Raw genomic sequence first — 12,727 nt, 5'->3', positions numbered from 1 at the left:
CTCCGGGCGCTTCCCTTCGGTCTTGCGTTTCCGACTCTATCAGATCCTTTTCCGATCCGATTTCCTCGGTGCTTTCCAGGTTCCCGCTCTCGCGTTTCCCTTTCCGGCGACTCCGACTTTATCAGAGATTCTGAGTCGGATTTCCCGCCCCCTCCGGGGACTGGTTCCGACACACGAAGTGGCCGGGTTCCCGTTCAGGCGGAGCCGTAAACGTACTGGAGCGGGGCGCCCCGATGCAAATCGAGGCGCCCCGCTCCTGGTTCGCGCAGCCGAGTGTCCGACGGGCCGTCAGACCTCCACGACCACAGGCAGGATCATCGGCCGGCGCCGGTAGGTGTCCGAGACCCACTTGCCCAGGGACCGGCGCACCAGCTGCTGGAGCTGGTGCGGTTCGACCACTCCGTCCTGAGCCGACCGCTCCAGCGTCTCCGTGATCTTCGGGATGACCTCGCTGAACGCGGAGTCCTCGATGCCGGAGCCGCGGGCCTGGATGTGCGGGCCGCCCGTGATCTTGCCGGTGGAGGAGTCCACCACCACGAAGACCGAGATGATGCCCTCGTCGCCGAGGATCTTGCGGTCCTTGAGCGCCGGCTCGCCGACGTCACCGACCGAGAGGCCGTCGACGTAGACGTATCCGGCCTGGACCTTGCCGGAGATCTTCGCCTTGCCCTCGATGAGGTCGACGGCGACTCCGTCCTCGGCGATGACGATGCGGTCGTGCGGGACGCCGGTCAGGGCGCCCAGTTCGGCGTTGGCGCGCAGGTGGCGCCATTCGCCGTGGACCGGCATCAGGTTCTTCGGACGGCAGATGTTGTAGAAGTACAGCAGTTCGCCCGCGGACGCGTGGCCCGAGACGTGGACCTTGGCGTTGCCCTTGTGTACGACGTTCGCGCCCCAGCGGGTCAGGCCGTTGATGACGCGGTAGACCGCGTTCTCGTTGCCGGGGATGAGTGACGACGCGAGGATCACCGTGTCGCCCGGGACGATGCGGATCTGGTGGTCGCGGTTGGCCATACGGGACAGGGCCGCCATCGGCTCGCCCTGGGAGCCCGTGCAGACCAGGACGACCTCGCTGTCCGGTAGGTCGTCGAGGGTCTTGACGTCGACCACCAGCCCCGGCGGGACCTTCAGGTAGCCGAGGTCGCGGGCGATGCCCATGTTGCGGACCATCGAGCGGCCGACGAAGGCGACCCGGCGGCCGTATTCATGGGCCGCGTCCAGGATCTGCTGGATGCGGTGGACGTGGCTGGCGAAGCTCGCCACGATGACGCGCTTGCGGGCGCCCGCGAAGACCTGGCGCAGGACGTTGGAGATGTCGCGCTCGTGCGGGGTGAAGCCCGGGACCTCCGCGTTCGTGGAGTCGGAGAGGAGGAGGTCGATGCCTTCCTCGCTCAGCCGGGCGAACGCGTGCAGGTCGGTGAGGCGGTTGTCCAGCGGCAGCTGGTCCATCTTGAAGTCGCCGGTGTGGACCACCATGCCGGCGGGGGTGCGGATGGCGACCGCAAGGGCGTCCGGGATGGAGTGGTTGACCGCGACGAACTCGCAGTCGAAGGGGCCGATGCGCTCGCGGTTCCCCTCCGCCACCTCGAGGGTGTACGGGCGGATGCGGTGCTCCTGGAGCTTGGCCTCGATGAGTGCGAGGGTCAGCTTGGAGCCGATCAGTGGGATGTCCGGCTTCTCGCGGAGCAGGAAGGGGACGCCGCCGATGTGGTCCTCGTGGCCATGGGTGAGGACGATGCCCTCGATGTCGTCGAGGCGGTCCCTGATGGACGAGAAGTCCGGCAGGATCAGGTCGATTCCGGGCTGCTCCTCCTCTGGGAAGAGCACTCCGCAGTCGACGATCAACAGGCGGCCGCCGTACTCGAAGACCGTCATGTTTCGGCCGATTTCGCCGAGGCCACCGAGCGGGGTGACCCGCAGGCCGCCTTCGGTGAGCGGCGGGGGCGCGCTGAGTTCAGGATGCGGATGACTCAAAAGACTCTCCTCACCACGCGCGCCACGTACCGGTTGGGCACGTGGCGCGCGTGACGTTCGTGCAGAAGCAGTTGTCGTTGTGGGGTGCAGGCACCGGTGGCCTGCTTATTCAGTTGTGAAGTCTGGTGCGCGCCCTGCGCGCGAAGTCTGGTGTTAGAGCTGTACCCCGCCTGCGGCAAGATCGATCTTGAGCTGCTCGATCTCCTCGGGCGAGCACTCGGCCATGGGGGCACGCAGCGGTCCTGCGGGCAGGCCCTGGAGGGCGAGCGCGGCCTTGGTGGTCATGACGCCCTGGGTGCGGAACATGCCGGTGTAGACCGGGAGCAGCTTCTGGTGGATCTCCGTGGCCTTCTGGACGTCACCGGAGACGTACGCGTCGACGAGCGCGCGCAGGTCGGGGGTGACCAGGTGGCCGACGACCGAGACGAAGCCGACCGCGCCCACGGAGAGCAGCGGCAGGTTCAGCATGTCGTCGCCGGAGTACCAGGCGAGGCCGGAGCGGGCGATGGCCCAGCTGGCTCGGCCGAGGTCACCCTTCGCGTCCTTGTTGGCGACGATGCGCGGGTGCTCGGCGAGGCGGACGATCGTCTCCGTGTTGATCGGGACGCCGCTGCGGCCGGGGATGTCGTAGAGCATCACCGGCAGCTCGGTGCTGTCGGCGATGGCCTTGAAGTGCCGGTAGAGGCCTTCCTGCGGGGGCTTGTTGTAGTACGGCGTGACGACCAGGAGGCCGTGTGCGCCGACCTGCTCCGCCGCGCGGGCGAGCTCCAGGCTGTGGCGGGTGTCGTTGGTGCCGACTCCGGCCACCACGTGGGCCCGGTCGCCGACGGCCTCCAGTACCGCCCGCACCAGCTCCGATTTCTCCGCATCGCTGGTGGTGGGGGACTCGCCGGTGGTGCCATTGATGATCAGGCCGTCGTTGCCTGCGTCCACCAGGTGCGTGGCGAGCCGCTGCGCGCCGTCGAGATCGAGTGCGCCGTCCGCCGTGAAGGGCGTGATCATGGCGGTGAGGACCCGCCCGAAGGGGGTCTGCGGAGTGGAGGTCGGAGCCATGGGTTACACGCTACTCGTTGCGCTCGGCCTGGTCTGCCCTCGGGTGGTGCAGAAAAGTCAGGACAAATATGGAGCCCGGCACTGCCTGCTCGGGGGTTCAAGCAGTGCCGGGTCCGTTCGATCAGGCTAGATGAACTTATCTAAATGCCGCAATACGGACACTTCGTGCGGCTGGGCCGTGCGGCCGTGCCCGGTCGGGCGACGCGGGCGCGCTACGGCGCCACGCGGCCGTTCGCATTGAAGGCGGCGTACGTCAGCGGCATGAGCTTGGCCCACTCCGCCTCCATCAGCTCGCCGACCATCTCGATCTCCCGCTGCGGGAAGGACGGCACCTTGGCCAGTTCGTGCTGGGTGCGCAGGCCGAGGAAGTGCATCAGGGAGCGGGCGTTGCACGTGGCGTACATCGAGGAGAACAGGCCGACCGGGAGGACAGCGCGGGCGACCTCGCGGGCGACGCCTGCGGCGAGCATCTCCTGGTAGGCCTCGTACGCCTCCCGGTACGAGTCCTCCATGACGCGGCCGACCAGCTCCTGCTGGGCCTGGGTGCCCTCCACGAAGACGTACTTGCCCGGGCGGCCCTCCTGGACGAGCCTGCGGGACTCGCCGGGGACGTAGAAGACGGGCTGGAGCTCGCGGTAGCGGCCGCTCTCCTCGTTGTACGACCAGCCCACGCGGTGCCGCATGAACTCGCGGAAGACGAAGATGGGGGCGCTGATGAAGAAGGTCATCGAGTTGTGCTCGAAGGGGCTGCCGTGCCGGTCCCGCATCAGGTAGTTGATCAGGCCCTTGGAGCGCTCGGGGTCCTTCTGCAACTCCTCCAGGGACTGCTCGCCGGCGGTGGAGACGCGGGCGGCCCACAGCACGTCGGAGTCGGCCGCGCTGTGCTTGACCAGCTCGACGGTGACGTCGCTGCGGAAGCTTGGCTTGAGGTCGTCGGCGGGGGTGTCGGTCACGGCTCGGGGGGTCCTTCCATCACTTCGCTGGGCGGCGCCCACTCTACGGCCCGGCACTGACAACGGGTCGTTCGGTGCCGGGTCCCGACATACGGCGGCGAACTTCAGCGAATTTCTGTGAAGTCGGTGAAACCGGGCACCTTTTGGGGCACTCGCTCGTCTGTGTTGGTGACGGTCACCCACACGATCCCGAGAGGAGAAGCTCCCTGATGTTCGGTCGGCGCGAGCCCGTCCCGTTCGCCTTCCTCGCCGAGGCAGACAGGTTCCGCAGCAATGTCACTCCCCCACCCCGTGAGCGGGCGTCGGTCGGCCAGATGGCCGGACGCTGGCTGCTGGGGCTCACCATCGTCGCCGGGCTGGTCGGCTCGCTGGTGCTGGGCATGCCTGCGCTGTCCACGGACACCGCGACGCAGACGCAGCAGTCACAGGCCTCTCAGGGGCACTGACTCAACCGGCCCCCCAGGAGTGGTGAGTGGGGGCGCGGGTCGATTAGCCTCACCGGGCACAGCCCCTGCATGGATTGAGTGAGGACCAGCCGTGCCCCTGCCCTTCCTGACGGCCGACCGCGCATTCGAGACAGCCGATGACGTCGCGCTGCCCTTCGACGACCTCGACCGCTGGCGGCGTCCCTACCGGCCCGGGCCGTGGCGCGTGGGCGTGGGCGCGCTGTGCTTGCTGCTCGCGTCGTATGTGCTGTTCGCAGCGGTCGTCATCGCCTTGACCGGCACGGTGACCGAGGCCGCCGTCGTCTTCGGCATCGCGCTGGCCGTCATCGCCGGCGCCCTGCGGTTGCTGCGGATGGGTGTGTGGGTGAGCGCGCGGGGGCTGCGTCGGGTGCGGTTCCTCGTCACGCGCACGGTGCCCTGGGAGCAGGTCGTCGCCGTACGGACCGTGCAGCAGCCGGTGCGGTGGCTGGGGCTGCCGCGCACTGTGCAGGGGCAGGCGCTGATGCTCGTACAGCGCGGTCGTGCGGCGGATGACATGCCGACGCTGATGACCACGCACAACACGGACTTCCTGGCCCGGGTCACCGCGTTCGACCGGGCCGCCGACTCGGTCGAGGTGTGGGCCGCGGAGAACACGCGCGGCTGAGCACGACGGGTATGTGAAGGGGTCGGCCCGCGGCAGCGGACCGACCCCCTTTGGCTTATGGCCTGCTTGTCGGCGTATGGCTGACGCGTTGGGCGCGGTCGGATCGTCGGCATACAGCAAGCTCGTCGCCGTAGGGCTGGTGCCTCGTCCAAAGCCAGTCTGCCTACCTGAGGAAGGGGCATCGGCGTGTGGCCGGCCATCGTGGGCCGGTTCGTCCGGTCGCCGCCCTGCGCGGCGTCCCTGCCTGTGGCACGCCGTCGTGCGGCTTTGCCCGTCGGCACGCATCGCCTTCGTCGGCCCAGACGGCCCGGCAGCGGCAGCCAACCCGCCCCGCCGGAGACCGGGGCGTCGACGGACAGCCGACTCACCGGCGTACGGTCGTTTCTCCATCCCGCGGCGGCCCTCCGGCGGAGTGCTCAGGCCTCGACTGTCCTGCCCTCGTGCAGGGCGATGGCTCGTTGCATGGCCTTGCGGGCTCGGGGAGTGTCGCGGGCGTCGTGGTAGGCGATGGCCAGGCGGAACCAGCTGCGCCAGTCGTCGGGGGAGGCCTCCGTCTCGGCCTTGCGGCGGGTGAAGACCTCGTCGGCCGAGTCGCGGTCGATGCGGCCGCCGGGGGTGCGCTTCAGCTCGTCGACGGGAAGGCCGCCCTCGGCGTCGAGTTCGGCGGCGAGGGCGTTGGCCTTGCGCACGAACTGGGTGTTCTTCCACAGGAACCACACGCCGATCACCGGCAGGATCAGCACCGCGACCCCGAAGGTGACGGTGATGACCGTGCCGGACTGGATGAGCATCACGCCACGGCTGCCGACCAGGACGAAATAGACGACCAGGACGGCGGCCGTTATGGCGTAGGTGATCTTCGCGCGCATCTAACAGCCTCTTGTCAGCCCAGGTCCAGGAAGTGTTCCAGGCCGAAGGTGAGGCCCGGAGTGGTGACCACGCGGCGGGCGCCGAGCAGGATGCCCGGCATGAAGCTGCTGTGGTGGAGGGAGTCGTGGCGGACGGTCAGGGTCTCGCCCTCGCCGCCGAGCAGGACCTCCTGGTGGGCCAGCAGGCCGCGCAGGCGGACCGCGTGGACCGGGATGCCGTCGACGTTCGCGCCGCGCGCGCCGTCCAGGGCCGTCTCCGTGGCGTCCGGTGCCGGGGCCGTGCCCGCGGCGCGGCGGGCTTCGGCGATGAGCTGGGCCGTGCGGGTGGCGGTGCCGGAGGGGGCGTCGACCTTCTTCGGGTGGTGGAGTTCCACCACCTCGACCGACTCGAAGTAGGGCGCGGCGATCTGCGCGAACTTCATCGTCAGGACTGCGCCGATGGAGAAGTTCGGCGCGATCAGCACGCCCGTCTCCGGGGAGGCGGACAGCCATCCGTTCAGCTGCGCGAGGCGCTCGTCGGTCCAGCCCGTCGTACCGACGACCGCGTGGATGCCGCGGTTCACGCAGTAGTCGAGGTTGGCCATGACCGAGTCCGGCGTGGTCAGTTCGACGGCCACCTGGGCGCCGGTCTCCGCCAGCGTCTCCAGCTTGTCGCCCCGGCTCAGGGCGGCGACCAGCTCCATGTCCTCGGCGGCCTCGACCGCCCGTACCGCCTCGGAGCCGATCCGGCCCTTGGCGCCGAGGACCGCCACGCGCAGCTTGCTCATCTCTTGTGCTTCCTTCACCAGGGAATGGTCAGGCGACGGCGTCGTGCAGCCGGGACGCCTGCTTGTCCTTCAGTGGGCCGATGACCGACAGCGAGGGCCGCTGTCCGAGGACCTCGCGGGCGACCGAGCGGACGTCGTCCGGGGTCACCTCGGCGATCCGGGCCAGCATGTCGTCGACGGACATCTGCTCGCCCCAGCACAGCTCGCTCTTACCGATGCGGTTCATCAGGGCGCCGGTGTCCTCCAGACCGAGGACCGTGGAGCCCCGGAGCTGTCCGATGGCGCGGCCGATCTCGTCGTCGGACAGGCCGTGCTGGGCGACGTGGTCCAGTTCGTCGCGGCAGATCTTCAGCACGTCGTGGACCTGCGACGGCCGGCAGCCCGCGTACACGCCGAACAGGCCGCAGTCGGCGAAGCCCGAGGTGTACGAGTAGACGCTGTAGGCCAGGCCGCGCTTCTCGCGGACCTCCTGGAAGAGGCGGGACGACATGCCGCCGCCCAGCGCCGTGTTGAGGACCCCGAGCGCCCAGCGGCGGTCGTCCGTGCGGGACAGGCCGGGCATGCCGAGGACGACATGGGCCTGCTCGGTCTTGCGGCCGATCAGCTCGACCCGGCCGGCGGCGCGGATGGTGCGCCGTCCATCGCGCGGGGCGATGGGCGCCGCGTCACCGTTCTTGAAGGCGCCGGCCTTCTCGAAGGCCGCGCGGACCTGTCGTACGACCTTGTTGTGGTCGATGTTGCCCGCGGCCGCCACAACCAGGTGGGTCGGGTCGTAGTGCTTCTTGTAGAAGCGGCGGATGCGGTCGGCGGTGAGGGCGTTGACCGTGTCGACCGTGCCGAGGACCGGGCGGCCGAGGGGGTTGTCGCCGAACATGGTGTGCGCGAACAGGTCGTGCACGCAGTCGCCCGGGTCGTCCTCGGTCATGGCGATCTCTTCGAGGATCGCGCCCCGCTCGACGTTGACGTCCTCTTCGAGGATGAGGGAGCCCGTCAGCATGTCGCAGACGACGTCTATGGCGAGCGGCAGGTCGGCGTCGAGCACGCGCGCGTAGTAGCACGTGTACTCCTTCGCCGTGAACGCGTTCATCTCGCCGCCGACGGCGTCGACGGCGGAGGAGATGTCCAGGGCGGAGCGGCGGGTGGTGCCCTTGAAAAGCAGGTGCTCCAGGTAGTGCGTGGCACCGTTCAGGGCCGGCGTCTCGTCACGGGAGCCGACATGCGCCCAGATGCCGAAGGTCGCGGAGCGGACGGACGGCAGGATCTCGGTGACGATGCGCAGGCCGCCCGGGAGGGTGGTCTTGCGGACCGTGCCGATGCCGTTCTCGCCCTTGATCAGGGTTTGGGTACGGGCGACGGCCCGCGCCTCCGAAGAGGTGCGGGCCGTCACCGTGGAGCTACTCGACGTCACTTGTCGGTGTCGTCCTTCTTGTCGTCCTCAGCCTCTTCGCCCTCGATCACGGGGACGAGCGAGAGCTTGCCGCGCGAGTCGATCTCGGCGATCTCGACCTGGACCTTGGCGCCCACGCCGAGCACGTCCTCGACGTTCTCCACGCGCTTGCCGCCGGCCAGCTTGCGGATCTGCGAGATGTGCAGCAGACCGTCCTTGCCCGGGAGCAGCGAGACGAACGCGCCGAAGGTGGTCGTCTTCACGACCGTGCCCAGGTAGCGCTCGCCGACCTCCGGCATGGTCGGGTTGGCGATGCCGTTGATCGTGGTGCGGGCGGCCTCGGCGGACGGTCCGTCGACCGCGCCGATGTAGATCGTGCCGTCGTCCTCGATCGTGATGTCGGCGCCGGTGTCCTCCTGGATCTGGTTGATCATCTTGCCCTTGGGGCCGATGACCTCACCGATCTTGTCCACGGGGATCTTGACGGTGATGATCCGCGGGGCGTTCGGGGACATCTCGTCCGGCGTGTCGATCGCTTCCATCATCACGTCGAGGATGTGGAGGCGGGCGTCACGGGCCTGCTTCAGGGCGGCGGCCAGGACGGAGGCCGGGATGCCGTCCAGCTTGGTGTCGAGCTGGAGGGCGGTCACGAACTCCTTGGTGCCGGCGACCTTGAAGTCCATGTCGCCGAAGGCGTCCTCCGCACCGAGGATGTCGGTGAGGGTGACGTAGTGCGTCTCGCCCTCGATCTCCTGGGAGATCAGGCCCATGGCGATACCGGCGACGGGGGCCTTCAGCGGCACACCGGCGTTCAGCAGCGACATGGTGGAGGCGCAGACCGAGCCCATGGACGTCGAGCCGTTGGAGCTCAGCGCCTCGGAGACCTGGCGGATCGCGTAGGGGAACTCCTCGCGCGTCGGCAGGACCGGCACCAGGGCGCGCTCGGCGAGGGCGCCGTGGCCGATCTCGCGGCGCTTCGGGGAGCCGACGCGGCCGGTCTCGCCGGTGGAGTACGGCGGGAAGTTGTAGTTGTGCATGTAGCGCTTGCGGGTCACCGGGGAGAGGGTGTCCAGCTGCTGCTCCATGCGGAGCATGTTCAGGGTGGTGACGCCCAGGATCTGGGTCTCGCCACGCTCGAACACCGCGGAGCCGTGCACGCGCGGGATGGCCTCGACCTCGGCGGCCAGGGTGCGGATGTCGGTGACACCGCGGCCGTCGATGCGCTTCTTCTCCTTGATGACGCGCTCACGGACCAGGGTCTTGGTCAGCGAGCGGTACGCGGCGGAGATCTCCTTCTCGCGGCCCTCGAACTCCGGCAGGAGCTTCTCGGCGGCGAGCGCCTTGACGCGGTCCAGCTCGGACTCGCGCTCCTGCTTGCCCGCGATGGTCAGCGCGGAGGCGAGCTCCGGCTTGACGGCGGCGGTGAGCGCCTCCAGGACGTCGTCCTGGTAGTCGAGGAAGATCGGGAACTCGCCGGTCGGCTTGGCGGCCTTGGCGGCGAGGTCCGACTGGGCCTTGCAGAGCACCTTGATGAAGGGCTTCGCGGCGTCCAGACCGGCGGCGACGACCTCCTCGGTCGGGGCCTCGGCGCCACCCTGGACCAGCTTGATGGTCCCCTCGGTGGCCTCGGCCTCGACCATCATGATCGCGACGTCGCCGTCCTCCAGGACACGGCCCGCGACGACCATGTCGAAGACGGCGTCCTCGAGCTCGGAGTGCGTCGGGAAGGCCACCCACTGGCCGTTGATCAGCGCGACGCGGACGCCGCCGATCGGGCCGGAGAAGGGCAGGCCGGCCAGCTGGGTGGACGCGGAGGCGGCGTTGATCGCCACGACGTCGTACAGGTGGTCGGGGTTGAGCGCCATGATCGTGGCGACGACCTGGATCTCGTTGCGCAGGCCCTTCTTGAAGGACGGGCGCAGCGGGCGGTCGATGAGGCGGCAGGTGAGGATCGCGTCCTCGGAGGGACGGCCCTCACGGCGGAAGAAGCTGCCGGGGATCTTGCCGGCGGCGTACATCCGCTCCTCGACGTCCACCGTCAGGGGGAAGAAGTCGAGCTGGTCCTTGGGGTTCTTGGAGGCGGTGGTGGCCGACAGCACCATGGTGTCGTCGTCCAGGTACGCCACGGCGGAGCCGGCGGCCTGCTTGGCCAGGCGGCCCGTCTCGAAGCGGATGGTGCGGGTGCCGAAGGAGCCGTTGTCGATGACGGCCTCGGCGTAGTGGGTCTCGTTCTCCACTAGCGTTTTCTCCGTTACTTTGTCGTCTTTTGTCCCGTCGCTGCCCGTGTGGCAGGGGGACGGTGGCGGAGAAGCGCTCCGTGCGGTGCGGGCCGGTCTTCGATCGAAGCACCCGGGGCTCACTTTCCCCCCGGGGGCCACTACCGAGGACCGGCGGCGGCTAGGCGCGCTTCTCCTCTTCTTGTCGTGCTGTGTCGTCCGTATTGCGTTGTGCTACCACACTACAAAGCGTGTGTGACACTCCGCATGTTTCCGCACGCACGGTTGACGTTCCGTACGTACAGCAAAAGGAGCGGCTCCCGATCTCTCCGGGAACCGCTCCCCTCACGGCGTCTTACTTCGCGCCCGCCGCACCGCGGCGGATGCCGAGGCGGTCGACCAGCGCACGGAAGCGCTGGATGTCCTTCTTCGCCAGGTACTGGAGAAGGCGGCGACGCTGACCGACCAGGATCAGCAGACCACGACGGGAGTGGTGGTCGTGCTTGTGGGTCTTGAGGTGCTCGGTCAGGTCCGAGATCCGGCGCGAAAGCATGGCGACCTGGACCTCGGGGGAGCCGGTGTCGCCCTCCTTCTGGCCGAACTCGGAGATGATCTGCTTCTTCGTAGCGGCGTCGAGCGGCACGCGTACTCCTCGTAGTCTTTGAATGGCCACCGAGTGCCCCCGGTCTGTGTCTCGGGGGAGCTTCCGTTACTCGGGAGGCGGGGATCCGCTGGGCGCGTCCCCCAGGAAAACCCGGGGGCGCGTACACAAACGGCCGTCACACAGCGTACCAGCACATGGGCGCGCCCTTGACGGACGGTCCCGGCGGCGCTGGTCAGAGACCGCCGCGGACCTTGGCGTAGATGTCCAGGACGGCCAGGCAGATCGGGACCAGGGAGAGCAGGACCAGCGAGTCGGCGAGGTCCAGCATGCGGCCCCAGAAGGGGGAGAGGCCCTTCTGCGGGACGATCAGGGCGATGGCGATGAGCAGCAGCACACCGACGCCGACCGAGGCACCGAGCCACAGGGTCCGTACGTTGACCGGGCCGGAGTTGTTCTGGAGCAGCTCCATGATGATGTCGGCCGGGGGCGAGATCGCGAGGCCGAGGACCAGCAGGGCGAGGGTGACGACACCGGCCACGAACAGGCAGGTGACCTGCGCGGTGTAGCGGAACAGGCGGGCCCGCAGCATCGCGGCGAGGCCGGTGCACAGGGCGAGCAGCTGGGCCCAGCCGTTGTCGCTGAAGCCGAGTACCGCCCCGCCGGCGCCGATGATGACGGCGGCGCATCCGCCGACCAGGCCGAGGAGCAGTTCGTGGCCGCGGCTGGTCTGGGCGACGATGCGCTGGACGTCGACGGCCTCGAGGTCGCCCTCGCGGCCTTCACGACGGGCCCGGGCGAGGTCCTCGGGGTTGCGGAAGCCGATCGGCAGCTTGGCGAAGCGGGACGACCAGCCGGGCAGGAAGCCGACGACCGCGAGGGCGACGACCGAGGTACCGGCGGCGATCTCGCGCGGCTCGGCCTCGGTGAGGACACCGCAGAACACGGCGAGCGTGCCGATGGCGGAGGCGAGTGCGGCGGCCACGAACGGGGCGTCGCCCTGCGGCAGCAGCATGATCAGTACGACGGAGCACAGCAGTACGGCGACACAGCCGACGAGGAACTGGATCCGTCCGGGGCCTTCGCCCGCGTCCTGCGGAAGGGCGCCGGAGCCGGCGATGAGCGCGTGCGGCAGTGCCGAGATGCCGAGTGCGACGGCGGAGCCCCGGTCGTCGTACACCCGGGCCCGTACGCCGGCGAGAGCCGTCAGCGCGAGCGCGGTCACGCCGGCGAGGATGCCCTGGAGGCCGTGCATGTCGTGCCGGATCGGGTCCGCGAACCAGAAGACGAAGCCGAGCATGACCAGCAGCAGCGATCCGGCGACGAGGCCGGCGACGCGCATCAGGTTGTCGTTCCAGCTGCGGGTGTCCTGCTTCACCGCGGCGGCGATCGCGTCCACGACGTCGTCGTGCACGGCCGGCGGCAGCGAGTCGGCGAACGTGCGCAGCAGCAGCACCTCGCCGTCCCTGACCCGGTGCTCGAGCAACGAGCGGCTCGCGTCGAGTACTTGACCCTCGCGGGTCACAAGGTGGTAACCGGAAGGACTCGTATCCGACTGGACCAGGCCCGACAGCCTGATGATCTCAGGAAAGAGGTCCTGGATCGGCAGGTCCTCGGGCAGCGCCACATCGACTCGGCTGTCCGGCGCTGCGATGGTGATTCGGCAGAAACCTGTCGAAGTCCCCGTGCTCACCTGGTGTTCCCCCTGCTAGACAAGGCTTCCTCGCGCCGCTCGTACGACGCGGAGCGCCACCATATCCGTTGCGGTACCGGCCGCAGGACCTACCTCCCCCATTCCTCCCAGGACCTGCTCCG

The 12,727-nt window shown here is 69.0% G+C and carries 11 protein-coding genes; 2 read left to right on the top strand and 9 right to left on the bottom strand.

Annotated elements, in window-relative coordinates; genetic code table 11:
* Positions 1-288: 288 nt before the first annotated feature.
* The 3 genes from ACZ4UU_RS08975 to thyX form a co-directional block, all read right to left on the bottom strand.
* The gene (locus ACZ4UU_RS08975; RefSeq protein WP_468037840.1) at positions 289-1,974 is read right to left on the bottom strand and encodes a ribonuclease J; all 1,686 of its coding nucleotides are present in this window, start codon (positions 1,972-1,974) and stop codon (positions 289-291) included.
* Positions 1,975-2,127: 153 nt separating this feature from the next.
* A complete protein-coding gene (gene dapA / locus ACZ4UU_RS08970; RefSeq protein WP_468037838.1) occupies positions 2,128-3,027 on the bottom strand; it encodes a 4-hydroxy-tetrahydrodipicolinate synthase in 900 nt (299 codons plus the stop codon).
* A gap of 212 nt (positions 3,028-3,239) precedes the next feature.
* On the bottom strand, positions 3,240-3,980 hold the full coding sequence (thyX, locus tag ACZ4UU_RS08965) for an FAD-dependent thymidylate synthase (protein WP_468037836.1): 741 nt from the start codon (positions 3,978-3,980) through the stop codon (positions 3,240-3,242).
* Positions 3,981-4,189: 209 nt separating this feature from the next.
* Here thyX and ACZ4UU_RS08960 point away from each other — a divergent pair, with 209 nt between their 5' ends.
* Positions 4,190-4,426, top strand: coding sequence for a hypothetical protein (locus ACZ4UU_RS08960; RefSeq protein ID WP_468037834.1), 237 nt, complete (start codon positions 4,190-4,192; stop codon positions 4,424-4,426).
* 91 nt (positions 4,427-4,517) lie between these two features.
* Positions 4,518-5,072, top strand: coding sequence for a hypothetical protein (locus ACZ4UU_RS08955; RefSeq protein ID WP_468037832.1), 555 nt, complete (start codon positions 4,518-4,520; stop codon positions 5,070-5,072).
* A 416-nt stretch (positions 5,073-5,488) separates the two neighbouring features.
* Here the strand turns inward: ACZ4UU_RS08955 and ACZ4UU_RS08950 are convergent, their stop codons facing one another.
* The 6 genes from ACZ4UU_RS08950 to eccD form a co-directional block, all read right to left on the bottom strand.
* A complete protein-coding gene (locus ACZ4UU_RS08950; protein ID WP_468037830.1) occupies positions 5,489-5,941 on the bottom strand; it encodes a hypothetical protein in 453 nt (150 codons plus the stop codon).
* Between the two features lie 14 nt (positions 5,942-5,955).
* Positions 5,956-6,708, bottom strand: coding sequence for a 4-hydroxy-tetrahydrodipicolinate reductase (gene dapB / locus ACZ4UU_RS08945; RefSeq protein WP_468037828.1), 753 nt, complete (start codon positions 6,706-6,708; stop codon positions 5,956-5,958).
* Positions 6,709-6,736: 28 nt separating this feature from the next.
* On the bottom strand, positions 6,737-8,116 hold the full coding sequence (locus ACZ4UU_RS08940) for a M16 family metallopeptidase (protein ID WP_468037826.1): 1,380 nt from the start codon (positions 8,114-8,116) through the stop codon (positions 6,737-6,739).
* Positions 8,113-10,332, bottom strand: a complete 2,220-nt coding sequence (locus ACZ4UU_RS08935) for a polyribonucleotide nucleotidyltransferase (RefSeq protein ID WP_468037824.1) — start codon at positions 10,330-10,332, stop codon at positions 8,113-8,115. Before ACZ4UU_RS08935 ends, ACZ4UU_RS08940 begins: the two co-directional genes overlap by 4 nt.
* A gap of 334 nt (positions 10,333-10,666) precedes the next feature.
* On the bottom strand, positions 10,667-10,954 hold the full coding sequence (gene rpsO / locus ACZ4UU_RS08930; RefSeq protein WP_015657483.1) for a 30S ribosomal protein S15: 288 nt from the start codon (positions 10,952-10,954) through the stop codon (positions 10,667-10,669).
* A gap of 193 nt (positions 10,955-11,147) precedes the next feature.
* The gene (eccD, locus tag ACZ4UU_RS08925) at positions 11,148-12,605 is read right to left on the bottom strand and encodes a type VII secretion integral membrane protein EccD (RefSeq protein ID WP_468037822.1); all 1,458 of its coding nucleotides are present in this window, start codon (positions 12,603-12,605) and stop codon (positions 11,148-11,150) included.
* Positions 12,606-12,727: the final 122 nt, after the last annotated feature.

This window comes from Streptomyces sp. NPDC028907 (assembly GCF_055564995.1).
This window is presented reverse-complemented; position numbering and strand designations above follow the sequence as displayed.